Here is a 22,588-nt window from a genome sequence, read left to right on the forward strand (position 1 = left end):
TGACCCTGCGAAAACGCATCCCATATACTGAACGAACGTTCGGTAGAGGCTCATCCGGACCGCATGCCTGCCGCCACCGCTCAAATCGCCGCTGCCCGCCGCGCCAACGGCGCACGCCCGCGTTTCGGCGAGCGCATGGACGAGATCCTGCGCCACGCCGCCGACGTCTTCTGCGAAAAGGGCTACGAAGGCGCCAGTATGCGCGACCTTTCCCGCGCCACGAAGATGTCGCTGGCGGGCCTTTATTACTACTTCGAGAGCAAGGAAAAACTCCTCTACCTGATCCAGAAGCACACGTTCTCCACCATCCTGGCGCACCTGCACGAGCGGCTGGAGGGCGTCCGTGATCCCGAAGACCGCCTGCGCGTCTTCATCCAGAACCACCTGCAATATTTCCTGGCGAACCGCAAGGCGATGAAGGTGCTCTCGCACGAGAGCGATGCGCTCAAGGGCGAGTTCGGCGAGGAGATCCGCGCCATCAAGCGGGAATACTTCCGCACCTGCGTGGACCTGGTGGCGGGCGTGATGCGCAGGGGCAAAGCGGCGGGCGTACAATCGTCGCGTCGCGAGGAGCTGCGCATCGCGGCGCTGAGCCTGTTCGGCATGATGAACTGGATCTACACCTGGTACAACCCGCGGGTGGACGCCGATGCCACCGTCCTCGCCGGGCAGATGTCCAAGATCTTTTTGAACGGCGTGCTCTGTGGGGCGCACGCCTCCGCCACCAAGCGGAGAAAACCTGCGTCCCGCCGCAAGCCATAACAGCAATCTTTGTGATGATGACAGCCGAGGGCGGCTGTCCCACACGAGCTTTGAAGGAGTTTTGAGAAATGGCAACAACGACGCAATCCCCAGCCGAGACCAAGCAGCTCATCAACTACCGCACCGACGCGGGTGTAGCCGTCATCGAGATGAACGACCCGCCGGCCAACACCTACACCTACGAGATGAACCGTCAGCTCGACGAGGCCATCCTCAAGGCGCGCATGGACAACGACGTCCACGTGATCGTCCTGACCGGCGCGGGGGACAAATTCTTCTCCGCCGGCGCCAACATCAAGATGCTGGCCAGCGTGGACCCGGTCTTCAAATACTACTTTTGCCTGCACGCGAACGAGATGCTGCTGCGACTGGAGCACACGCCGAAACTCGTCATCGCGGCGCTGAACGGGCACACCGTCGGTGGGGGGCTGGAGATCGCCATGGCGGCCGACCTCCGCATCGCGCGCAAGGACGCGGGCAAGATCGGACTGCCCGAGGTCAACCTGGGTGTGCTGCCCGGCACCGGCGGAACGCAGCGCCTGTCGCGCATGGTCGGCAAGTCAAAGGCCATCGAGCTGATGGTGACGGGCAACACCTTCAGCTTCGAAGAGGCGAAGGAACTCGGGCTGGTGAACGACATCTTCGAGCGCGACGGCTTCATGGAAAACGTGATGGAGTACGCGCGCCAGTTCTGCCCGCCCAACAAGGCGGCCAAGGCCGTCGGGCACATCAAGCGCGCGGTGCAGACCGGGTGGGAGATCCCGATGGAGTCGGCGCTGGCGGTCGAGCGCGAGTTGCAGGCGCTGCTTTTCAACAGCCAGGACGCCAAGGAAGGCCTGAACGCGTACGTGGAGAAGAGGCCCGCGACGTTTACCGCAAAGTGACGGCGCTCGGCGGGCGTCAGCGAAGCGGGAGCCCGCCGCCGTCATCCTGAGCGAGCGAAGCTCGCGAAGGATCTCATGAAGATGAGTCGCAAGATCGGCGAGCTGCTCGGTGGATCGCGGCGGCCCGAATGGCGTAACCGCGACATCGCCGGCGAGCTGGAACGATTTGACGCGCGTCTGATCAGCAACCGCGCCATCTACTGGCGGTTTTTCTATAGCCGCGATCCAAAACGAAGGATCGAAGGGGAGTCACGGGTCCGAAACGTATGCTGACCGCAACCAAAACGCAGATCCGCCCAGGCAAGCTGCTGATCAACGGCGAGTGGTGTGATGGCCAGAAGACCTTCGACACCATCAACCCGGCGACGGGGGAAGTGCTGACGCAGGTCAACGAGGCGGGCGCCGAAGGCGTGGATCGCGCAGCGAAGGCGGCGCGTGAAGCATTCGAGAAGACCGGCAAGGGCACGTGGCGCTCGATGTCGGCCAGCGAGCGCGGAAAGATCTTGTGGCGCATCGCCGACCTAATTGAAAAAAACATCGACGAGATGGCCGAACTCGAGACTCTCGATAACGGCAAGCCCATCTTCGAGTCGCGATATGTGGACATGCCGATGATTGTGGACGTCTTCCGCTACTACGCGGGGTGGGCGACCAAGATCCACGGCGAGACCATCAACACCTTCGAGAACGCCTTCACCTACACGCTGCGCGAGCCGGTGGGGGTCATCGGCGCGATCGTGGCGTGGAATTTCCCGCTCTTACTGGCCTCCTGGAAGCTGGGGCCGGCACTGGCCTGCGGCAACACGGTCGTGCTCAAGCCGGCGGAGCAGACGCCGCTCTCTGCGCTGCGTTTCGGCGAGCTGGCCATGGAGGCCGGCCTGCCCGCGGGCGTGCTCAACATCGTGACCGGCGGGCCGGAGGCAGGCAAGGCGCTGGTAGCGCACGCAGGGGTGGACAAGATCGCCTTCACCGGTTCGACCGCGGTGGGCAAGGAGATCATGCGCTCGTCGGCCGACACGCTGAAGCGCGTCACGCTGGAGCTGGGCGGCAAGTCGCCTAACATCGTCTTCGCCGATTCCGACATGGATTCGGCGGTAAAGGGCGCGATCAACGGCATTTTCTACGGCAAGGGCGAAGTCTGCAACGCGGGCTCGCGCTTGTTCGTCGAGCGCAAGGTCCACGACTTCTTCGTGGACAAGCTGGTCGAGCGCACCAGGAAGATGCAACCCGGCGACCCGCTTGACCCCAAGACGCGCCTGGGCGCCATCGTCAGCCAGGAGCAGATGAAGACCGTGCTCGGCTACATCGAGGCGGGTAAGAGCGAGGGCGCGCAGCTCATCACCGGTGGCAAGCGCGTGTCGGTCGGCAACGGTAACGGGTTTTTCCTGGAGCCGACCATCTTCGACGGCGTCAGAAACGACATGAAGATCGCGCAGGAAGAGATCTTCGGCCCGGTGCTGAGCGTGCTCGATTTCGACGACATCGAGCAGGTCGCCACGCTGGCCAACCAGACTCCATACGGCCTGGCCGCCGCCATCTGGACCAACGACATCAAGAAGGCCCACACGCTCTCGCGCCGCCTGCGCGCGGGCATGGTGTGGATCAACACATACGGATTGATGGACGCGTCTCTGCCCTTCGGCGGCTATAAGAGCTCCGGCTTCGGGCGTGACCTGGGAGCGGCAGCGCTGGAAGGCTACACGGAAGTGAAGTCCGTGTGGCTGAACCTATAGGGGACTTATGCCGGGTAAAGTTTTCAAGATTGGGACCTTCGCCGACTGGGTCGGCCTCTTCGAGGATTGGCGCAGAGAGATCGGCGTCAACACCGAGGAGATCCAGAATTTCAAGTTCGACACGCTCTACGGGGCGATCGAGACCGACGAGATCCAGTTCGGCTCATTCAAGGGCCGCAAGAAGTGGGAGAACCTGCGCCAGATCCCCACGCAGCAGATCCGCGACGCCCTGCTCAACATGATCGTCTATCAGGGCGACACCGAGTTCGCATCGGTGGAGCAACAGCGGAACCTGTTCCAGATGGCGCCCAGCGACTGGGACCGCAAGGCGCTCACCCGCGTCATGATCGAAGAGATGCGCCACGGCTGGCAGATGTGCGCGCTGCTGGTAGAGTATTTCGGCGCGTCGGGCAAGGTCGAGGCGCAGAAGATGCTGGAGCGCCGCGCCTTCGAGAACAAGCGCCTGCTCGGCGCCTTCAACGTGGACGTGGACAACTGGCTCGACTTCTACACCTACACCGATTTCGTCGACCGCGACGGCAAGTTCCAGCTCCAGATGCTGAAGTACTCGGCCTTCGCGCCGCTGGGGCGGTCCATGTCGTACATGCTGCGCGAAGAGGCGTTCCACATGGGCACCGGCAACGACGGCCTGGCGCGCATCGTGAAGGCTGGCGTGATCCCGGCGTGGCTCATGCAGAAGTATCTGAACAAGTGGATCTCGACCTCGCACGACCTGTTCGGCACCGACAATTCATCCTCAGCGCATTGGGCGTACGTCTGGGGAGTGAAGGGTCGCTACGACGAGCCCAAGAACCAGGCCGCTCCCGACCTCGACGACGTCAACGATTACAACCGGCACCTGTACCACGACGAGGTCGCGGGGCTGATCGAGCGCCTGAACAATCTTCAGAAGCCAGGCGAGCCTAAGCTCTATGCGCCGGACATCCGATTCAACCGCGAGATCGGACGCTGGAAGGGGCAGAAATTCCATCCGCTGAGCGGAGAGGCGATGGGCGAGAAGGAATACGAACAGCGCTGGGCGGAATTCATGCCTACCGCCGAGGACAAGAAGCTGCTGCTCGACATCATCGCCAACGAGCCCAAGTGGCTCGCCCCCAAAGAGGGCGCGCGCGACCCGCTGGCCACTATCGGCGAGGTGCGCAAGTCGGCCATCAATATCTAGCAGTGGCTAGTAGCTGGTAGCTAGTAGCTAGGGTCAGCCCAACGACAATGACGTCCCCTGCCACAGAAGCTCCGCGAGTGAAGCCCGCCTACACCATGGGGGAACTGATGGTGGCCGCGGCGGCGCGGGAGATCAAAGACGGCGAGGTGGTGTTCGTCGGAATGCGCCTGCCGCTGATCGCCTTCGTGGTGGCCAAGCGCACGCACGCGCCGCATGCGGTTGGACTCTTCGAGAATGGCGTGGTGCGTTCGACGCCGGCGCAGGAACTCATCTACACCATGGCCGACCCGCCAAACATCCTCGGCGCGACGCAGTGTCTGGACATGCTGAGCGTGATGAGCATGTTGCAGTCGGGACGGGTGCACCTGGGGTTCCTGGGCGCGGCGGAGGTCGATCGCTTCGGCAACCTGAACTCTACGCAGGTGCACGGGCCTAAGGGAATGGTGCGTCTGCCGGGCTCAGGAGGAGCCTGCGACATCGCGTCCCTGGCGCAGCGATTCGTCGTCCTGCTGGAACATTCCAAGCACCGCCTCCCGGAGCGCGTTTCCTACATCACCAGCCCTGGGAACGGCGATGGCAAAGGATGGCGGGAGCGGGTCGGCCTGCCGCGTGGCGGGCCCTCAGCGGCGATCACTACCAAAGCCGTCCTGCGCTTCGGTGAAGACGGCGAGGCGTTTCTTGCATCGGTGCACCCGGGCGTCAGCATCGAGGACGTGGTCGCGAATACCGGATGGAAGCTGCGCGTCCCGTCCGGCGTGGGCGAGACTGCGGTACCCACCCCCGCCGAGCTGAAGGCGATCCGCGACTACGACAAGGAAGGATTCTGGACCAGTTAGATGCAGAGCCAGACACAATCCGAATACAAGACCATCGCGGTTGCGATGGAGCCCCCGGTGGCCCGCATTACCCTCTCGCGGCCGCCGCTGAACGTCATCAATATGGAGATGATGGACGAGCTGCTGGCGGTGATCGAGCAGATCGAGCAGCGCCCCGACATTCCGGTCATCGTCTTCAGCGGCAGCCCCAAGGCCTTCTCCGCAGGGGTCGAGGTCAAGGAACACACGCCCGACAAAGTCGAAGGCATGCTGCGCAAGTTCCACTCGGTGATCCGCGCCATGCTGCTGACCAGAAAGGTCACCATCGCGGCCGTCGAGGGCGCGTGCCTGGGCGGCGGCGCCGAGGTGGCGCTGATCTGCGACCTGGTCTACACCGCACGGGATGCCTCGTGGGCATTCCCCGAGATCAAGCTGGCCTGCTATCCGCCGGTGGCGTGCGCGGCGCTGGCCGCGCTGATCGGGCAGAAGCGGGCCGCCGACCTCATCCTGACCGGCCGCCAGATCTCGGGCGACGAGGCGCTCGCCATCGGCCTGGCCACCGGTGCCGCACGCGGCGAGGAACTGCTCGGGCTCGTCAACGACGCTGTTGATCGGCTGTCAAAGCTCAGCCCGGCGGCGCTGGCCATCGCCAAGAAAGCGTTCTACGCCTGGGATGCGTTCCACCTCGACAAGGGCCTGCAACGCGCCGAAAACCTCTACTTCGACGAGCTGATGAAGACCGCCGACGCCGCCGAGGGGATCAACGCGTTCCTGGAGAAACGCAAGCCGGTGTGGAAGGGAAAATGAGATCGGTTCCTGACATCGAGGTAAATGCCGACAAACCCGGCACGGTGGCGATGGGCTTTTTCTTCATTCTCCTTCTGGTCGTCATACCATGGCACATTGCGCACTGGGTGCAAGGAGGAATAAGAGTCTCACCGTCGTTTGGCTGGGAAAACTACCCCGTTCTCGCGCTGGCTGCATACGTAACAGTTCATCCCAAGACTGACAAGGGCATACGCATCATTTCCATGCTTATCGTCATTCTCTTAGCAACTCGCGCTGTCCTCCACCTGGCGCATACTTCTGCCGAAGCGTGGCACTTGGCTGCGCGGGGGCTCGCCTTCGGAAATGTCGCTATCGAAGTTGCGTTACTCATTGGAATTGCTATTTGGTTCAAGAACCGGGTGAGGCTTGTCAAAACACCAAACAATGCGTGACGCCATCGCCGAGTTGGTGCCCGACGGCTGCTCGGTGGCGATGGGGCTCCAGATGGAGCAGATGATCCCGTTCGCGGCGGGGCACGAGCTCATCCGCCAGAAGAAGCGCGGGCTGACGCTCATCGGGCCGATCTCCGACATCCTCTTCGACCAGATGATCGGCGCCGGATGCGCGGAGCGCGTGATCGCGGCCTGGGTGGGCAACGTGATGATGGGCTCGGCGTACAACTTCCGGCGCGAGGTCGAGAGCGGGCGGGTGCAGGTCACGAACATGACCAACTTCGCGGTCGCGCTGGCGCTGCAAGCAGCGGCCATGGGTGCACCGTTCCTGCCCACGCGCACGGCGCTGGGCTCCGACGTGGCCCGTGGAAACGAGTTCTTCACCGCGATCGAATCTCCATTCAAGTCCGGGGACAAACTGCACGCGGTGAAGGCTCTGGCGCCCGACGTGACCATCGTCCACGTGCAGCGTGCCGACGAGCAGGGCAACGCGCACTGCTGGGGAAATTTCGGGGTCATGATCGAGGGCGTGCGCGCGGCGAAGAAGGTGATCGTCGTGGCGGAGGAAGTCGTCGCGCCCGAGGTCATCGCCAGCGATCCCAATCGCACCGTCATCCCTGGTTTCCTGGTGAGCGCGGTGGTCGAGTGCCCGATGGGAGCGCATCCGTCGCCAGTTCAGGGCTATTACAAGAGAGATGACGCCTTCTTCCGCCAATACCACGAGCAGACCAAGACCCAAGCGGACTTCGACAACTGGGCCGCGCGGTGGGTTAATGGCGTCCAGGACCGCGCAGGTTATGTGAAGCAACTCGGCGACTGCCGCGTGCAAGAACTCGGTGTCAAACAGCACGCCTACGCCGCAGCTGCAGATTTCGGATACTGAGTACTGAGTACTGAGTACTTTTGTTATGGATTACGAGATTACAGTTCAGGAAGTTAGAGAGAAGTTGGTGAGCGCCTCGATCACGCTCGTCGACGTTCGCGAGCCCGAGGAGTTTCGCCTGGCGAGCATCGAGGGCGCGAAGCACATCCCCATGGGCGATGTGCCCATGCGCGCGCACCAGGAGCTCGATCCCGATGACCACATCGTCGTGGTGTGTCATCATGGCGTGCGCTCGCTCAACGTGACCAACTGGCTGCGCGCCCAGGGATTCGAGAAGGCGCAGTCCATGCGCGGCGGCATCGATCGCTGGTCGCGGGAAGTGGATCCGAAAGTGCCGGTGTACTGAGGAGCGGTTAGCTATTATCGATTGGCGTTTAGCCAGTGCAGATGTCGAATGGCTAAACGCTAATAGCTAATCGCCAACTGCTGGTTTTAATGAAGAAAGAACTCATCGAGCTTCGCGTCAACGGCCGCACCCACGAGGTCGCGATCGAGCCCAGCAAGCTCCTGCTCGACGTGCTGCGCGAGGACCTCGACCTGACCGGCTCCAAGCGCGGCTGCGACGACTCCTCCTGCGGCGCCTGCACGGTCATGGTGGACGGCGCACCCATGCTGGCCTGCACCATGCTGGCGGCGAGCTGCGAAGGGCGCGAGATCACCACCGTCGAGGGCATCGCCGAGCACGGCGCTCTGGCCGCGATCCAGAAAGCCTATGGCGACTGGGGCGGCGCGCAGTGCGGCTACTGCACGCCCGGGTTCATGGTCACGGTCAAGCACCTGATGGACAACAATCCCGAGCCCAGCGAAGAGGAGGTCCGACAGGCGCTGAGCAGCAATCTGTGCCGCTGCACCGGCTACAGCCAGATGTACCAGGCGATCAAGGCGGCGATCGAGGCGGAGCAGAAGGGAAGAGCGGCGGCGGCGGATTAAGAGCAGGTCCCTCACGGCTGAAGCCGTTCGGGATGACACTACTTTAGAACTCGATCACTCATGAGCAAATTCTCCATCATCGGCAAGCCCATCGCCTTCGTCGATTCCGCGGGCAAGACCACGGGCTCCGGCAAGTACACCGACGACCTGCGCGTCCCGGGCATGCTGATCGGCAAGATCCTGCACTCGCCGCTGCCGCACGCGCGAATCAAGCGCATCGACGCCTCCAAGGCACTGGCGCTCGAAGGCGTGGTCACCGCGGTCACCGGCCCAGACGCGCCCAACAAGTATGGCATCCTGCCCGTCGGCCACGACGAGACCGCGCTCGCCGTGGACAAGGTCCGCTACGTCGGCGACAACGTCGCGTGTGTGGTCGCTGTCTCCGAATCGATCGCAGAGAAGGCGTTGGAGCTGGTCGAGGTCGAATACGAGCCGCTACCCGCCTACTTCGATCCGGAAGAATCGATGAAAGCGACCGCCAACCTCATCCACGACCATAAGGCGAACAATCTCGAGAAGGATTATCACCACGTCTTCGGCGACCCCGACAAGGGCTTTGCGGAATCGGACATGGTCGTGCAGGGACGCTACATCGCCAACGAGGTCACGCACGCGGCCATGGAGCCGCACTCCACGCTGGCACAGTTCGAGATCGACTCTCACACCGGACAGCCCGGCCGCCTGACCGTGTGGTCGTCCACCCAAGTCCCGTACTACCTGCAGCACAAGCTGTCGCTGGTGTTGGACATGCCGATGTCGCAGATCCGCGTCATCAAGCCGCTGGTGGGCGGCGGCTTCGGCGGCAAGAGCGAGGTCATTCCGCTGGAGATCATCGCAGCGGTGGCGGCGCGCAAGGCCGAAGCGCCGGTGAAAATCACCTACACCCGCGAAGAAGTGTTCTGGGCGCATCGCGGGCGGCCGCGCACCATCGTCGACTTGAAGACCGGCGTGAAGAATGACGGTCGGATCGTGTCGGTTGCGGCCAAGGTCATCCAGGACGGCGGCGCGTACTGCTCCTACGGCGTGGTCACCATCCTCTACTCCGGCGCACTGCTAGGTGCACTGTACGACATCCCCAACATCCGCTACGACGGATACCGCGTGCTGACCAACAAGCCGGCCTGCGGCGCCATGCGCGGCCACGGAACCGTCAACGTGCGCTTTGCCTTCGAATCGCAGCTCGACGAGATCGCCGCCAAGCTGAACATCGATCCCGCGGTGATCCGCACGCGCAATTTCCTCAAGCCGCCGTGCATCACGGTGAACGGACTTCGGGTGCAGAGCTACGGGCTGCCCGAATGCGTGGAGAAAGTGGTCGAGCGCTCCGGCTGGGCGCAGCGCCGCGGCAAGCTGGGACGCGGGCGCGGTCTGGGGATTGGGTGCAGCCATTACGTGAGCGGCGCGGCCAACTCCATCATCCGCTCCGACATGCCGCACTCCACGGTCAACATCAAGATCGACCGCGACGGCGGGGTTGTGATCTACACGGGCGCATCCGACATCGGACAGGGCTCCGACACCATGGTGGCGCAGGTCGCCGCTGAGGTGTTGGGCTGCCGCATGTCGCGCGTAAAGGTGGTCGCTGCCGATACCGACCTGACGCCCATCGACATCGGCTCGTACTCCAGCCGCGTGACCTTCATGAACGGCAACGCCACTATGCGCGCCGCCGAAGAGGTGAAGAAGCAGATCGTCTCCGCCGCCGCGCGCAAGATGAACTGCGCGTCCGAAGATGTGACGATGCGCGACGACCGGGTGTGGAAACCGGGCGGAGGCCCGGACGAACAAATCTTCCAGATTAAGAGCACGCCGCCCGGCGCCGCCGAGGTCGCCGGCCGCGTCGAAGGCCAGATCCTGCGCGGCTCGCTCCAGCAGAAGCGCAAAGAAGAAGGGCCCAAGGACCACATGTCGTTCGAGGAGGCGGTGGTGGCGGCCATCGACTTCCACGGCGCGCTCACCGGCACCGGCTCCTACGCGCCGCCGCCGGAAGCGCGCGGCGGCAAGCATAAAGGCGCGGGCGTCGGGCCGTCGCCGGCGTATTCCTATTCGGCGCAGGTAGCGGACGTCAGCGTGGACGAGGAGACCGGCGAAGTCACCGTCCACAAGATCTGGGCGGCGCACGATTGCGGCCGCGCACTGAACCCGGTTTCGGTCGAGGGCCAGGTGATCGGCTCCGTCTGGATGGGCCTGGGCCAGGCGCTACAAGAAGAGATGGTTTGGAAAGACGGCCTGCTGATGAATCCCGGCCTGCTCGAGTACCGCTCGCCGTCGTCGGTCGAATCGCCAGATGTGGAGTGCATCATCGTGGAGTCGCTGGATCCCGAGGGTCCCTTCGGGGCCAAGGAAGCCAGCGAAGGCTCTCTGGCAGCGGCCATTCCCGCCATCGCCAATGCCATTTGCGACGCGGTCGGCATTCGCCTGCGCGAGTGCCCATTCACGCCCGAGCGCATCCTCGCCGCGCTGCGCGGCCAGAAGGGGCTCAAGAAACTCAACCTGACCGATGGAGTGGACCCGACAGCCCCCACGACCTTCCGCGAACACGGCGGATCTCTCTGTTTCAAGGGCAAAGGTCCGGCGCGGCACAAGCTTGATTCAGCGGTCGCGAGCAATCAACCGGTAGCGCCACAATCCGGAGGTGACGATTGAGTCTTCCGGATTTCAAGCTGCTGCGTCCGCGTTCGCTTGGCGAAGCTGTCGAGATGCTTTCCCGGCACGCCGGAGACTTGCAGATCATCGCCGGCGGCACAGACATCATCCCGTCCCTGAAGCAGCGTCTGTTCACACCAGCGTACGCGATGGATATCCGCGGCATCGACGAGCTGCACGGCGTCCGCGTGCTGCAAGGCGGAGGCGTCGAGATCGGCGCGCTCACTACGCTCTCCGCCATCGAGGACTCCGAGTTCATCCGCCGCAACTATCCCGTGCTGCGTGAGGCCGCCATGACCGTCGCCTCGCCGGTCATCCGCAACATGGCGACCATCGGCGGCAACATCTGCCTGGACACGCGCTGCCTCTGGTACAACCAGTCGCTCACCTGGCGCAAGTCTTGCGGCTTCTGCATCAAGAAAGACGGCAACCTCTGCCACGTTGCGCCCGGCGGCACGAAGTGCTGGGCCGCCTTCTCCGGAGACACGCCGCCCGCGCTGCTCTGCCTGGGCGCGGAACTGGAGATTGCCGGACCGAAGGGTGCCCGCCGCGTTGCGCTCCGCGACTTTTACACCAACGTGGGCGACGCCCGCATGAAGCTAGAGAAGAACGAGTTGCTGGCGCGTATCTCCCTGCCGGTAGCGACCGCGGGCTGGCGCGGCGCCTACACGAAGCTGCGCATCCGCGGCTCTATTGACTACCCTCTCGCCGGTGTCGCCGTGGCGTTGAAGATGAATGGCAAGGTGGAAGACGCGCGCGTCGCCATCACCGCCGTGAACCCCGCGCCGCTGCTTGTGCCCAACGCCGAGCATGCGCTCATCGGGAAGCAGGTGGACGAGTACGCCGCCGGCGTCGTCGGCGAGCTGGCCGCCAAGACCGCCAAGCCTCTGACTACTTCCGCGCTCACCCCGGAATACCGTCGTGAAATGGTCCGAGTCTTCGCCAAGCGCGCCGTGCTGAAAGCCGCCCGCTCGTGAACTCAATGCGATTCTGGACGATGGCGCCGGTTGTGTTCGTGATCGCGTCCTGGTGTGTCTTCGCGCTCATCTTCCTGCTGCGCAAGAAACCGGCGGAAAGTGCTCCTCCCGCCAAGCGCGACCCGGCCGCGCGCTGGGGCATCTTCCTTAAGGGGATTGCGTATGCCATGGTCTGGTACGCTGGCTCACGGCGCGGTGGGTCCCGGCCCATCTTCGACATGCCGCTGGCAGGGCAGATCGCCGTCGCGCTGCTGACGGCGGCGATCGCCGCGGCATCTGTCTGGCTGGTCCTCATCAGTGTGCACACCCTCGGTCGGCAGTGGGCGGTCCAGGCTCGCCTCATCGAAGGACATCGGCTCATCGTCGAAGGCCCGTACCGCTGGATGCGTAACCCCATCTACACCGGGATGTTCGGCATGCTGATCGCCACCGGCCTCGCGTTCGCCACCTGGCCGATGCTGCTGGGTGCCATCGTCATTTATCTGATCGGTTTCACCATCCGCGTCCGCACCGAAGAGAAGCTTCTCCGCGCACAGTTCGGAGAGGAGTTCGAGGAATACAGACGGCGGGTTCCCGCTCTGCTTCCTCGTTTATAGTGTCTCTGCCAGAGAACCACGTACTGCTTGCGGGTGCGATCCGGAATGATCACCGACTGCCACGTCCATATCCAGCCGTTCGAGTTGCTGCTGAGCCCGCCGGCCATGGAGCTGATGAAGCGCCAGCAGCTCGATTTCGATCGAGTCATGGAATTCACGCGCTCGCCCAAGGCGTTTCTGGAATACATGGACCAGCAGGGGATCGACCGCGCGGTGCTCATCAATTCCGCCTCGCCCGAGGTCACCGGCTACCCGGCGGGGCTGAATGCGGTGGCAGCCAAGTACGCCAGCGCGGACCCCAAGCGCCTGATCTCCTGCGGCAGCCTTCATCCCAAGCACACCAAAAACGTGATGGCGGACGTGGAGGAGATCGTCCGTCTCGGCCTGCGGCTGATCAAGATCCACCCGCCGCACCAGCTCCTGTTTCCCAACGACTACCTGCGCGGCGTGAAGGAACTCGAGATCCTTTACCGCGCGGCCGAGGCCAACGGCATTCCTGTCATGTTCCACACCGGGACCTCGATCTTCCCCGGCGCGCGCAATAAGTACGGCGACCCCATGGCCATCGACGACGTGGCTGTGGACTTTCCCAAGCTGAAGATCATCATGGCGCACGGCGGCCGGCCGCTGTGGATGGATACGGCATTTTTCCTGGTGCGCCGCCATCCCAATGTTTATCTCGACATCAGCAGCATCCCGCCATCACAGCTCTTGAAATATTTCCCGCGCCTGGAGGAGATCGCCGGTAAGACCTTGTTCGGCAGCGACTGGCCGGGCCCTGGCGTGCAGGACATCCGTGAGAACCTGGATGCGGTCCAGGCTCTCCCAATCTCCAGCTCCGCCAGGGAGCAGATCCTCGGCGGCACGGCGCTGAAGATTTGGCCACAGGCATGATCACCGACTGCCACATCCACATCCAGCCGGTGGAGATGTTCAAGCCCGCCGCGCTGGAGGCGATGAAGAAGAAGCGGGAGAACTTCGCCCAGATCGAGGAATTCTGCCGCTCGCCCAAGTCATTCCTGAAACACATGGACGCCTGTGGCCTCGACCGCGCCGTGCTCATCAACTATGTCGCGCCGGAGGTGATCGGCTTCACCAGCGGCGTGAACCAGTTCGTCGCTGACTACGTGAAGGAGGACCCCAAGCGGCTGATCCCCTGCGGTTCGCTGCACCCAAGGCACACGCAGAACATCATGGCCGACGTCGAGCAACTGCTGAAGCTCGGCATCCGCATGATCAAGATCCATCCGCCGCACCAGTTGCTCTTTCCCAACGACTACCTTATCGGCGTGAAAGAGCTGGAGATCATCTACCGCGCTGCCGAGGCCAATGGCATCCCGGTCATGTTCCACACCGGGACGTCGATCTTCCCCGGCGCCCGCAACAAGTATGGCGACCCCATGTACGTGGACGACGTCGCCGTGGACTTCCCCAGGCTCAAGATCCTGCTGGCGCACGGCGGCCGCCCGCTATGGATGCACACCGCGTTCTTCCTGGTGCGGCGGCACGCCAACGTCTTCCTCGACATCAGCGGCATTCCGCCCAAGACGCTGCTCAAGTATTTTCCGCGGCTGCACGAGATCGCGAGCAAGACTCTGTTCGGCACCGACTGGCCTGGTCCGGGCGTGCCCGACATCAAGCAGAACCTCGACGACTTCCGTGCCCTCCCTCTCGCGGACGCGGCAAAACAGCAGATCCTGACGGGCACCGCGCTGGCCATTTGGCCTGCCTGACTTCTTCTCCGCTGACCGAGGCGGGTGAACCAACAAAGAAAAAGGGCGGGCCCGAGCCCGCCCTGCAAGAACAAACCACTCTTACTGCTTCGGAACCGGGTGGGTGTTGTCCTCCTGGCTCACCTTGGCCGACTTGCCTTTCTTCTTCGCCGGAGCCGCCGGCTTTGTTGCCGCGGCCGGTGCACCGGTCAGCTCATTGGCCAGCGCGTCGGCGTGGTAGATGGTGCGCAGCGCCTCGATGATGCCCCGCGAATCCACATGCACCGCGCGGCCCACCTTGTCGTCGTACAGCGCATTCCACGGCAGCGACTGGATATTGCCGTCGAAGATGATCCCGACGACTTCGGCGTTCTTGTTGAACACCGGGCTGCCCGAATTGCCGCCGATGATGTCCGCCGTCTCCACGGCGTTCAGTGGCGTCGAGAGGTTGAGCTTGGATTTCGCCTTCATCCAGCTCTCCGCCAGCCGGAATGGCGGCTTGTTGTCATGCTTGGCGGCGTGCGCGAATGCGCCTCCCATGGTCGTGAAGTAAGGCACGTGCTCGCCCTTGGCGGCCACGTTGCCCTGTCCGTCCTCGACGTAGCCCTTCACCGCGCCGTAGCTGAGGCGCAGGGTGAAAGTGGCGTCGGGCGGCAGGTTGTAGCCACTCTCGCTGAACCGCGCTCGCGCGATCAGGCCTCCGTTCTTGCGGAACACGGAGTCCACCTCGTCGTCATAGCGCTTGCGGACCGCCCGCGCTTCCGGCTCGATCGACCGCAGGAGTTGGATCATCGAGTCCTGGCTGGCGTTGACCGGTGCCTCGCCGCCCTCGTAGAGCTGCTTGCGGAGAGCGACGTCGTCCAGCTTCGACCCTTCGACCGCGGCCTTTGCCACCTCGGCGGGAGTGCGGCCCTGCAAGACTTTCTGAACGACTGGATTGTCCGCGCCCAGGACGTCGCGCATGTTCTCCAGCGAAAAGGTCAGGCGCGCAGTCTCCAGGTCTTTGTACACCGGCGCGGTGGAGAACAGGTCCTGTTCGATGGATGGGAGATTGGAATCGCGATACTCGCGCAGCCGCTCTCCGTTCGGTTTCTGCTTTTCGACCACGACGCGGATCAGGGTGCGCGCAAATGCCGCTAGGTCGCCACGAAATCCGTTGCGCCGGTATTCCAGGTACATGTAGGGCAGAAAGATTTCGCGGTGCACCTGCACTCCCTTGGCGATGGCGCCCCAGGCCCCGCCGAATTCCGCCGTTTTCTTGGCATCGGCTTCGATGGAGGCGCGCAGTAGCTTCTCCTCCGCCGCCTTCTTGCCCATCAATTCCTTGTCATTGACGCCCGCATTCTCGCCGCGAAAGGCCTTCAGCGTGTTCTCCACGCCGAAGATCTCTTCCTGGACCTCGCGGTACTTCTCCGGCGACTGCGCTCCGAACGCCTTCATCGCATCGGCGCGCAGCTTGTAGTTCTTGAGGTACCACGGATATTGGACGTCGCGCAGGAACGCGAGCCGCTCCATGGTGTAGAGGCGCTGGGTCGAGCCCGGATGTCCGGAGACGAAGATCAGGTCGCCCTCCTTCAACCCAGTCGTGGACCACTTAAAGTAATTGTCGAGCTTTGCCGGCTTATCGTTCTCGTAGATATGGAAAAAGCTGATATCGAGATCGTACCGCGGATATTCGAAATTGTCGGAGTCTCCACCGAAGAATGCGGTATCGAACTCCGGCGCGAACACCAGGCGTACATCTGTGTACTTCTTGTACTGGTAGAGATGGAACTTGGCGCCCGAGTACAGCGTTATTACGTCGCAACGCAAGCCCGTCTTCTGGGTGCAGTCCTTCTCGATCTTCGCCATGGCCGAGCGCTGGGCCACGCCGGTCTCGGCGTCCGACATTCCGGGCTTCACCGTCGCGCTCACCTGGTCGGTGACGTCCTCGATCTTCATCAGTACATTCAGTTCGAGGTTGGGACACTTGGGTTCCTGCGCCCTGGTTGCCGCGTAGAAACCGGTTTTCATGTAATCCTTGCCGCCCGTGGAGAGTTCGTGGATGCAATCCGCTCCGACGTGGTGGTTGGTGAAGGTGAGGCCATCGGCCGAGACGAAAGACCCCGAACCCCCGCTGTTGAACCGCACCGACGACTTTTGCGCGTGGTCAAGCCACGCCTGCGTCGGCTCAAAACCATATTTCGCTTTCACCTTAGCGACGGGGAAGGCGTTGTACAGCCACATACCTTCGTCCGCCGCCGCTGTCCCTGCCCATAAGGCGAGAATGAGTACGTACAGGAACCCTCGTTTGATCATTAGATTCTCCATTAAGGCGGCCTCAAAGATTTCCGCCGGGATTAGGCCAACCTTTGATGATACGTGACCGCTCCCGGCTCGCGCCACCCGCGACTCGCCTTAGGCGTCCCTCTTGAGGTATAAGAAAAGATTGGTGTGGGAAGGACGTGCGTCACCTTGCCGGGTGACGTTTCCGCGCTTTTATTCATCGAAGGGTACGAGAGGCTCCCTATGTCCACGGTCACACCCCCGGCCAAGGGTCTGGAAGGCGTCGTCGCCGCTAATTCCGCCATTTGCTACATCGACGGCGAGAAGGGCGTGCTCGCATATCGCGGCATTGATATCCACGAGCTGGCCGAAAACTCGACCTTCGAGGAGACCTGCTACCTGCTCTGGTTCGGCAAGCTTCCCACCCGCCGTGAGCTGAGCGAGACCCGCGACGCCCTTGCCGGCGAGCGCAAGCTGGACCCCTCCATCGTCACCCTGCTGCGCCAGGCCCCACGTCACGCGCTGCCCATGGACGTGCTGCGCACTGCCGTTTCCGCACTTTCCTTCTACGATCCGGAGGAGAAGAACAACGACCGCGAGGCCAACCTCCACAAGGCCATCCGCCTGACCTCCCAGATCGCCATGCTGGTGGCGTATTACGACCGCATCCGGAAAGGGAAGCAGCTCGTCGAGCCCGACCGGTCGCTCGCGCACGCCGCCAATTTCCTCCTCATGCTCAGCGGCGAGCCGCCTTCGAACACCGCCGAGCGCGCCCTCGACATCGCCCTCATCCTGCACGCCGACCACGAGCTGAACGCCTCGACCTTTGCCGCGCGCGTCACCGCCGCCACTGAATCCGACATGCACTCCGCCATCACGTCCGGCATCGGCGCCCTCAAGGGGCCGCTGCACGGCGGCGCCAACGAATCCGTATTCAAGATGCTCCAGAGCATCGACCAGTCGGGCGCCGACCCGGTCGAGCACGTCAAGGGTATGCTGGCGCAGAAGAAAAAAGTGCCCGGCTTCGGTCACCGCGTCTATCGCACCGAGGATCCGCGCGCCACGCACCTCCGCCAGATGTCGCACGACCTCGGACACGCCGGCGGTCAGGCCAAGTGGTACGAGTATTCCCGCAAGATCGAGGAGTTCCTCAACAAGGACAAGAAGCTCAACGCGAACGTTGATTTTTATTCCGCTTCCACTTACCACACCCTGGGCATCGACACCGACCTCTTCACGCCCATCTTTGCGGTGTCGCGCATCTCCGGCTGGACGGCTCACGTTCTTGAGCAGCTCGCCGACAATCGCCTCATCCGCCCGCGCGCCGAGTACATCGGGCCCAGTTACCCGACGCACTACACGCCCATCGACCGGCGGCCCTAAGGGGAAGGGAATACATCGGTAGAGACGCCCGTCACGGCGTCTCTTCATTCCTGGTTCAGGCTTCTCGTTGGGCCAGGCGTACGCTCGCGAAGGCCGTGATAAGCACGATCATCGCCAGCGAGCCCAGGCACAGGATGCACCACACGTGCAGCACACGGGCCTCGATGTAGGTCAGGTAGAGGGAGAATCCCAGGCCGGCCAGGGACGCGGTGAAGAGCAGGATGGAAGCCGCCCGCCGCCGCACCAGCGCCAGGACGGCGGTCGCGACGTACCCCACCAGTCCAATGAGCGCTACCGGCACGCCCAGGAACCTCGAATAGATGCTGCGGTTCACGATGTCACAATCGAAGTTCTCGTCGAAACTGCAATACGAGGTCGGGTCGGTGCGGTAGTGGTTCACGATCGAGATCGCCGACAGCGCGATCCCCACCAGCGCGAACACGACGATGGCGATCGACAGCTTTGACGGTCGCGTCATGGCAACTTGCAGTGCGTCTTCATCGCCAGTTGATCGATCCCCATCACGCCCTCGATGTGTTCGCCGTCGGGGAAGACCCACGTCGGCGTGTGCTTGATTCCCTGCGCCTTGCACTCGGGAATCAGCGTTTTCGGCGCGTCCGGGGCCACGCACTCGACGTACTTCACGTACTGGAACGAATCTCCGAACTTCTCTTTCTGTTCGCGGCAGTGATCGCACCAGAACACGCCGTACATCGCCGCCCCTTGCTCGCTGAGGCACTTGGCGAACTTGTCCATCGGCGATCCCGTCTCCGGCTGGGCGGCGTGAGGTTTACGCTTGGCGGGCTCGCGCGCCGGTGCCTTGGCCGGCTGCGGGTCCGCCGGGGCGGGGGCGGAGGTGACCGCTGCCGGCGCGGCATCTGGCTTGGCGGCCTGGACCTGGGTTGGAGGCTGCTCCTTCTCTTTCTGCCTTTGATCGCGCGAACAGCCCGCGACCAGGTACGGGAGCACAGCCGCAGAGACCAGTAGAAGCAGGGAAGGGGCCAGCGTCCTTGTTCGCATCGTGCTCCTATTACACCACGGAAGGCGCCATTCGAGAGATGCACGATAGGGTGTGACCGTTGTCACCGACCGGCGGTCGGCCGGATGCACCCGCTGCGCTGCATCGGCGTAGAATGAAGGCACATGCGCCGCGTCTATCTCGACAATAACGCCACCACCCCGCTCCTGCCCCAGGTGCTGGAGGCGATGCGCCCTTATTACATCGAGCAGTTCGGCAACGCCTCTTCCATCCACCACCACGGCCAGCAGACGCGGGCGGCGGTGGAGCGCGCTCGCGAGTCCGTCGCCCTGATGCTGCACGCGCGTCCCGCCGAGATCGTTTTCACCAGCGGCGGCACCGAGTCCGACAACCTGGCCATCTTCGGCGTGGTTGGCCCCGGCGACCACATCATCAGCTCCACCATCGAGCACCACGCGGTCATGAACGCCTGTCACGCGCTGCGCGACCGCGGCTGCGGGCTGACCGAGGTTCCGGTCGATTCGCGCGGCCAGGTCGATCCCGGCGACGTCCGCCGCGCCCTGCGTCCCAACACCAAGCTCATCACCATCATGATGGCCAACAACGAGACCGGCGTGCTCCAGCCGGTGGAGGAGATCGGCCGCATCGCCGCCGAAGCCGACGTCTATTTCCACACCGACGCCGTGCAGGCCGCCGGCAAGGTCCCCATCGACGTCAAGAAGATCGGCTGCGACCTGCTTTCCATCTCCGGGCACAAGATGCACGCCCCGCAGGGCATCGGCGCTCTCTACGTGCGCCGCGGCACGCTGCTCCAGCCGCTGTTTTACGGCGGACGCCACGAGCGCTCGCGCCGCGCCGGCACGGAGAACGTCCCCGGCATCGTTGCTCTGGGAAAGGCCGCCGAGATCGCATGCGAATCGCTCGCCCGCGGCGATGCGGCTCGCTTTGCTGCCCTGCGCGACCGCCTGGAGGGCACCATCAAGGCGACCGTCGAGTCTGTCGGCGTGAATGGCGCCGGAGCGCCTCGCGTGCCCACCACGACCAATATCTTTTTCGATTTCGTCGAGGGCGAGGCCCTGGTCATTGCGCTCGACCTCAAGGGACTGGCGGTTTCGACCGGCGCGGCTTGCTCTTCCGGCGCCATCGAGCCCTCCCACGTGCTGACTGCCATGGGTCTGCCGCCCGAGCGCGCCCGCGCCAGCCTCCGCTTCAGCCTGGGCAAGCAGAACACCGCCGATGACATCGACTCCGCCCTCTCCATCCTTCCCGAGACCGTCGCCCGCCTGCGCGAGCTCTCGCCGCTGTACAAGAAGCCACTAACTGCTAGCCGCTAGGCGCGCCGTCTCGAAGTCCGGGGCCGGGTATAATTGGTAAGAAGGGATGTGCGCCGACGCCGCTCTTTCAGCGGCTATTTTCATCTTTTGGGCTGGAAGCTAGGAGCTAGCAGCTAGTGGCTGCCGTCAAGACCATCGCCGTCGCCATGTCGGGCGGTGTGGATTCCTCCACCGTCGCGGCCATGCTGCGCGCCGAGGGAAACAACGTCATCGGCCTGACCATGCAGCTCTGGAACCAGCGCCGCCTCGCCGGGCACGACGGGATGCCCGAAGCGGTCACCGGCCGCTGCTGCTCCATCGACGACGTCTACGACGCACGCCGCGTCGCCGAACACCTTCATATCCCCTACTACGTGGTGAATTTCGAGCGCCGCTTCGAGGACGACGTGGTGCGCCCCTTCGTCCAGGAATACCTCTCCGGCCGCACTCCCATCCCATGCAGCCTCTGCAATAACCATCTCAAGTTCGACCAGTTCCTGGTTACCGCCCGGCAGATCGGCGCCGACCTGCTGGCCACCGGCCACTACGCCCGCGTCGAGTATTCGGCCGAGCTCGGCCGCTGGCTGCTCTACCGCGCCGTGGACCGCGCCAAGGATCAGAGCTACTTCCTGTTCGGCCTCACCCAGGAGCAGCTCGCGCACACCCTCTTTCCGCTGGGCAGCCTGACCAAGCCCGACGTCCGCCGTATCGCCTCCGAGCATGGCCTCGCAATTGCCGAGAAGCCCGACTCCCAGGAGATCTGCTTCGTCCCCGGCGGCGACTACAAGCGCTTCCTCGACGCCTACCTGGCCGAGCAGGGCGAGGCGCAGCCCGACACCGCGGGCGAGCTGGTCACGACCAGCGGGGAAGTAATTGGCGAGCACCACGGCATCCACAACTTCACCGTCGGCCAGCGCAAGGGCCTGGGTGTCGCGACGGGCTCGCCGCTCTACGTCATCCAGATCGACGGCGCAAATCGCCGCGTAATGGTCGGCAACGACGACGAGCTGTGGTCCCGCACTCTGCGCGCACGCGACCTGAACTGGATCGCCGTTCCCGATCTGCGCGAGCCCTTGCGCGTCACTGCCAAGATCCGCCACCGCCACGAGCCCGCTCCGGCTACCGTGGAGCGTCACGGCGCCGGCGAGGTCCTGGTCACCTTCGATGAGCCGCAGCGCGCCATCACCCCCGGCCAGGCCGTTGTCTTCTACCAGGACGACCTCGTGGTGGGCGGCGGCTGGATCTGCTGAGTCACGCCAAGCAAAACGGCAGCGCTTTCACGCTGCCGTCTCCGCATTCTGATTTCTGCACTCTGGCCTAGATAAACATTTCCTCGTCCTGGGTCGCCTTTCGCGCCCGCTCGCCCTCTTTCCTGGCCCGCCGCTTGGTGCTTCCCGTGAAGACTCCTAGCGCGCTGCTTATGCCCTGGATCACTGCCGAAACCTGCCGTACGGGCGACACCACCGTGTGGTGCACCATGTCCGTGGTTTCTTCCACCCGGTCCAGCGTGCGGCTCACCATCTCGTCGGCCCGGATCACCTGCAGCCGCGTCCGGTCCACGATGTCGTCCACCGTGACCTCCAGCCGCTCCATCTGTTTTTTCAGCAGCACGGTGGTTTCGGCCAGGTTGGTGGTGATGATCTGCAGCCGAGGCCGCGTGTCGCTCAGGATGCCATTCGCCTGTTCCAGTACGGGGAGCGTGCGCGCCTGCACCTCAGCCACCATCTTCTCCATACGTTCCGTGGTCTTCTTGATGCTCAGGAACATGGCGAGCAGGATCAGCAGTTGCAGCACCACTGCAACCGCCGTCGCCGCGATGAACAGCTTCAGCCAGCCATCCATGATCTGCTCCACGGTGGACCCGCAGCCTCAGCGCTTGCGCAAGGCTGGCGGGCGCCTGTGTCTGCCAGAGTGTTTAGCCCTTGTTCTCGGTAGCTTCCCGGTACGCCTGCCGGCCGGCGTCGACTGCGGAAGAGAATTGCTGCTTCTGCCGCTCCAGGACCTCGCGGCCCTTGTCGGCCCACTGCGTCGCCTGCTCGCGCGCCCGGCGTGCCTGCGAACCCACGTAGTCACGGCCTTCGTCGGCGGCGTCGCGGATCTCCCGGCGGGTCTCTTCGCCCGACTTGGGCGCGTATAAAACTCCTAGAAGCGCTCCCAAACCCAAACCGGCGAGGAACCAGCCAAAACTGCTCCCATTGCTCTCGGCCATGATGACCTCCTGAGGGATATCTAGACCCGGCGATGGTATCACAACGCTTGCGGACAACGGCGTGATCCGTGGGCCGCTTCCGCAGGTTCTTTGCGGTC

The 22,588-nt window shown here is 63.7% G+C and carries 24 protein-coding genes; 19 read left to right on the forward strand and 5 right to left on the reverse strand.

All coding sequences use genetic code 11. The annotated features are described in order from the left end of the window. The first annotated feature begins 63 nt into the window (after nt 1-63). The 16 genes from LAN37_09815 (at nt 64) to LAN37_09890 (ending at nt 14,362) form a co-directional block, all read left to right on the forward strand. Entirely contained in the window at nt 64-762 is a 699-nt protein-coding gene (locus LAN37_09815; GenBank protein ID MBZ5647506.1) for a TetR/AcrR family transcriptional regulator, read from the forward strand. A 68-nt stretch (nt 763-830) separates the two neighbouring features. After that, on the forward strand, nt 831-1,646 hold the full coding sequence (locus LAN37_09820) for an enoyl-CoA hydratase/isomerase family protein (protein MBZ5647507.1): 816 nt from the start codon (nt 831-833) through the stop codon (nt 1,644-1,646). 81 nt (nt 1,647-1,727) lie between these two features. Beyond that, a complete protein-coding gene (locus tag LAN37_09825) occupies nt 1,728-1,919 on the forward strand; it encodes a hypothetical protein (GenBank protein MBZ5647508.1) in 192 nt (63 codons plus the stop codon). Next, nucleotides 1,913-3,379 (forward strand): aldehyde dehydrogenase family protein, encoded by a 1,467-nt coding sequence (locus LAN37_09830; GenBank protein MBZ5647509.1) that lies wholly within the window; start codon nt 1,913-1,915, stop codon nt 3,377-3,379. The genes LAN37_09825 and LAN37_09830 overlap by 7 nt, the downstream gene beginning before the upstream one ends. Before the next feature lie 7 nt (nt 3,380-3,386). Next, nucleotides 3,387-4,562 (forward strand): phenylacetate-CoA oxygenase subunit PaaI, encoded by a 1,176-nt coding sequence (locus tag LAN37_09835; GenBank protein ID MBZ5647510.1) that lies wholly within the window; start codon nt 3,387-3,389, stop codon nt 4,560-4,562. Nucleotides 4,563-4,609: 47 nt separating this feature from the next. Continuing rightward, nucleotides 4,610-5,398: a CoA-transferase gene (locus LAN37_09840; GenBank protein MBZ5647511.1), complete on the forward strand. Its 789-nt coding sequence runs from the start codon at nt 4,610-4,612 to the stop codon at nt 5,396-5,398. After that, nucleotides 5,399-6,184 (forward strand): enoyl-CoA hydratase/isomerase family protein, encoded by a 786-nt coding sequence (locus tag LAN37_09845; GenBank protein ID MBZ5647512.1) that lies wholly within the window; start codon nt 5,399-5,401, stop codon nt 6,182-6,184. It abuts the gene before it with no gap. Further along, nucleotides 6,181-6,597 (forward strand): hypothetical protein, encoded by a 417-nt coding sequence (locus LAN37_09850; protein MBZ5647513.1) that lies wholly within the window; start codon nt 6,181-6,183, stop codon nt 6,595-6,597. The genes LAN37_09845 and LAN37_09850 overlap by 4 nt, the downstream gene beginning before the upstream one ends. Continuing rightward, nucleotides 6,590-7,480, forward strand: coding sequence for a CoA transferase subunit A (locus LAN37_09855; GenBank protein MBZ5647514.1), 891 nt, complete (start codon nt 6,590-6,592; stop codon nt 7,478-7,480). The genes LAN37_09850 and LAN37_09855 overlap by 8 nt, the downstream gene beginning before the upstream one ends. A 25-nt stretch (nt 7,481-7,505) precedes the next feature. Next, entirely contained in the window at nt 7,506-7,826 is a 321-nt protein-coding gene (locus LAN37_09860; GenBank protein ID MBZ5647515.1) for a sulfurtransferase, read from the forward strand. 89 nt (nt 7,827-7,915) lie between these two features. After that, entirely contained in the window at nt 7,916-8,410 is a 495-nt protein-coding gene (locus tag LAN37_09865; protein MBZ5647516.1) for a (2Fe-2S)-binding protein, read from the forward strand. Nucleotides 8,411-8,470: 60 nt separating this feature from the next. Further along, the gene (locus LAN37_09870) at nt 8,471-11,056 is read left to right on the forward strand and encodes a molybdopterin-dependent oxidoreductase (protein MBZ5647517.1); all 2,586 of its coding nucleotides are present in this window, start codon (nt 8,471-8,473) and stop codon (nt 11,054-11,056) included. Next, complete coding sequence (locus LAN37_09875; protein MBZ5647518.1) at nt 11,053-12,033, forward strand: FAD binding domain-containing protein; 981 nt, start codon at nt 11,053-11,055, stop codon at nt 12,031-12,033. The genes LAN37_09870 and LAN37_09875 overlap by 4 nt, the downstream gene beginning before the upstream one ends. Nucleotides 12,034-12,038: 5 nt before the next feature. Then, complete coding sequence (locus LAN37_09880; protein ID MBZ5647519.1) at nt 12,039-12,629, forward strand: isoprenylcysteine carboxylmethyltransferase family protein; 591 nt, start codon at nt 12,039-12,041, stop codon at nt 12,627-12,629. Nucleotides 12,630-12,674: 45 nt separating this feature from the next. Then, nucleotides 12,675-13,523, forward strand: coding sequence for an amidohydrolase family protein (locus LAN37_09885; GenBank protein ID MBZ5647520.1), 849 nt, complete (start codon nt 12,675-12,677; stop codon nt 13,521-13,523). After that, the gene (locus LAN37_09890) at nt 13,508-14,362 is read left to right on the forward strand and encodes an amidohydrolase family protein (GenBank protein ID MBZ5647521.1); all 855 of its coding nucleotides are present in this window, start codon (nt 13,508-13,510) and stop codon (nt 14,360-14,362) included. The genes LAN37_09885 and LAN37_09890 overlap by 16 nt, the downstream gene beginning before the upstream one ends. 81 nt (nt 14,363-14,443) lie before the next feature. Here the strand turns inward: LAN37_09890 and LAN37_09895 are convergent, their stop codons facing one another. After that, nucleotides 14,444-16,639, reverse strand: coding sequence for a S46 family peptidase (locus LAN37_09895; protein ID MBZ5647522.1), 2,196 nt, complete (start codon nt 16,637-16,639; stop codon nt 14,444-14,446). Between the two features lie 210 nt (nt 16,640-16,849). Between LAN37_09895 and LAN37_09900 the strand changes: the two genes are divergently transcribed. Beyond that, entirely contained in the window at nt 16,850-17,989 is a 1,140-nt protein-coding gene (locus LAN37_09900; protein ID MBZ5647523.1) for a citrate synthase, read from the forward strand. Between the two features lie 55 nt (nt 17,990-18,044). Here LAN37_09900 and LAN37_09905 read toward each other — a convergent pair whose 3' ends face one another. Continuing rightward, complete coding sequence (locus LAN37_09905) at nt 18,045-18,467, reverse strand: vitamin K epoxide reductase family protein (GenBank protein MBZ5647524.1); 423 nt, start codon at nt 18,465-18,467, stop codon at nt 18,045-18,047. Then, nucleotides 18,464-19,009, reverse strand: a complete 546-nt coding sequence (locus tag LAN37_09910) for a hypothetical protein (protein ID MBZ5647525.1) — start codon at nt 19,007-19,009, stop codon at nt 18,464-18,466. The genes LAN37_09905 and LAN37_09910 overlap by 4 nt, the downstream gene beginning before the upstream one ends. A gap of 123 nt (nt 19,010-19,132) precedes the next feature. On the opposite strand from LAN37_09910, the gene LAN37_09915 reads away from it, so the two are divergent. Further along, nucleotides 19,133-20,302: a cysteine desulfurase gene (locus LAN37_09915; protein ID MBZ5647526.1), complete on the forward strand. Its 1,170-nt coding sequence runs from the start codon at nt 19,133-19,135 to the stop codon at nt 20,300-20,302. A 116-nt stretch (nt 20,303-20,418) separates the two neighbouring features. Continuing rightward, the gene (gene mnmA / locus LAN37_09920) at nt 20,419-21,531 is read left to right on the forward strand and encodes a tRNA 2-thiouridine(34) synthase MnmA (GenBank protein ID MBZ5647527.1); all 1,113 of its coding nucleotides are present in this window, start codon (nt 20,419-20,421) and stop codon (nt 21,529-21,531) included. A 67-nt stretch (nt 21,532-21,598) separates the two neighbouring features. Here mnmA and LAN37_09925 read toward each other — a convergent pair whose 3' ends face one another. Both LAN37_09925 and LAN37_09930 read right to left on the reverse strand, forming a co-directional pair. Continuing rightward, a complete protein-coding gene (locus LAN37_09925; protein ID MBZ5647528.1) occupies nt 21,599-22,123 on the reverse strand; it encodes a hypothetical protein in 525 nt (174 codons plus the stop codon). Between the two features lie 73 nt (nt 22,124-22,196). Beyond that, nucleotides 22,197-22,490, reverse strand: a complete 294-nt coding sequence (locus tag LAN37_09930) for a YtxH domain-containing protein (GenBank protein MBZ5647529.1) — start codon at nt 22,488-22,490, stop codon at nt 22,197-22,199. Nucleotides 22,491-22,588: the final 98 nt, after the last annotated feature.

The sequence above is a fragment of the Terriglobia bacterium genome, assembly GCA_020073495.1.
Classification (GTDB): Bacteria; Acidobacteriota; Terriglobia; order Terriglobales; family Acidobacteriaceae; genus JAIQFD01.

What these genes read in the sequence shown, in the direction of transcription:
- LAN37_09885 (MBZ5647520.1), top strand. Translation starts at nt 12,675, where the DNA reads ATGATCACCGACTGCCACGTCCATATCCAGCCGTTCGAGTTGCTGCTG.
- LAN37_09845 (MBZ5647512.1), top strand. Translation starts at nt 5,399, where the DNA reads ATGCAGAGCCAGACACAATCCGAATACAAGACCATCGCGGTTGCGATG.
- LAN37_09870 (MBZ5647517.1), top strand. Translation starts at nt 8,471, where the DNA reads ATGAGCAAATTCTCCATCATCGGCAAGCCCATCGCCTTCGTCGATTCC.
- LAN37_09865 (MBZ5647516.1), top strand. Translation starts at nt 7,916, where the DNA reads ATGAAGAAAGAACTCATCGAGCTTCGCGTCAACGGCCGCACCCACGAG.
- LAN37_09825 (MBZ5647508.1), top strand. Translation starts at nt 1,728, where the DNA reads ATGAGTCGCAAGATCGGCGAGCTGCTCGGTGGATCGCGGCGGCCCGAA.
- LAN37_09905 (MBZ5647524.1), bottom strand. Translation starts at nt 18,467, where the DNA reads ATGACGCGACCGTCAAAGCTGTCGATCGCCATCGTCGTGTTCGCGCTG.
- LAN37_09835 (MBZ5647510.1), top strand. Translation starts at nt 3,387, where the DNA reads ATGCCGGGTAAAGTTTTCAAGATTGGGACCTTCGCCGACTGGGTCGGC.
- LAN37_09880 (MBZ5647519.1), top strand. Translation starts at nt 12,039, where the DNA reads ATGCGATTCTGGACGATGGCGCCGGTTGTGTTCGTGATCGCGTCCTGG.
- LAN37_09840 (MBZ5647511.1), top strand. Translation starts at nt 4,610, where the DNA reads ATGACGTCCCCTGCCACAGAAGCTCCGCGAGTGAAGCCCGCCTACACC.
- LAN37_09930 (MBZ5647529.1), bottom strand. Translation starts at nt 22,490, where the DNA reads ATGGCCGAGAGCAATGGGAGCAGTTTTGGCTGGTTCCTCGCCGGTTTG.
- LAN37_09815 (MBZ5647506.1), top strand. Translation starts at nt 64, where the DNA reads ATGCCTGCCGCCACCGCTCAAATCGCCGCTGCCCGCCGCGCCAACGGC.
- LAN37_09900 (MBZ5647523.1), top strand. Translation starts at nt 16,850, where the DNA reads ATGTCCACGGTCACACCCCCGGCCAAGGGTCTGGAAGGCGTCGTCGCC.
- LAN37_09830 (MBZ5647509.1), top strand. Translation starts at nt 1,913, where the DNA reads ATGCTGACCGCAACCAAAACGCAGATCCGCCCAGGCAAGCTGCTGATC.
- LAN37_09910 (MBZ5647525.1), bottom strand. Translation starts at nt 19,009, where the DNA reads ATGCGAACAAGGACGCTGGCCCCTTCCCTGCTTCTACTGGTCTCTGCG.
- LAN37_09855 (MBZ5647514.1), top strand. Translation starts at nt 6,590, where the DNA reads ATGCGTGACGCCATCGCCGAGTTGGTGCCCGACGGCTGCTCGGTGGCG.
- LAN37_09820 (MBZ5647507.1), top strand. Translation starts at nt 831, where the DNA reads ATGGCAACAACGACGCAATCCCCAGCCGAGACCAAGCAGCTCATCAAC.
- LAN37_09925 (MBZ5647528.1), bottom strand. Translation starts at nt 22,123, where the DNA reads ATGGATGGCTGGCTGAAGCTGTTCATCGCGGCGACGGCGGTTGCAGTG.
- LAN37_09915 (MBZ5647526.1), top strand. Translation starts at nt 19,133, where the DNA reads ATGCGCCGCGTCTATCTCGACAATAACGCCACCACCCCGCTCCTGCCC.
- LAN37_09850 (MBZ5647513.1), top strand. Translation starts at nt 6,181, where the DNA reads ATGAGATCGGTTCCTGACATCGAGGTAAATGCCGACAAACCCGGCACG.
- LAN37_09895 (MBZ5647522.1), bottom strand. Translation starts at nt 16,639, where the DNA reads ATGATCAAACGAGGGTTCCTGTACGTACTCATTCTCGCCTTATGGGCA.
- LAN37_09860 (MBZ5647515.1), top strand. Translation starts at nt 7,506, where the DNA reads ATGGATTACGAGATTACAGTTCAGGAAGTTAGAGAGAAGTTGGTGAGC.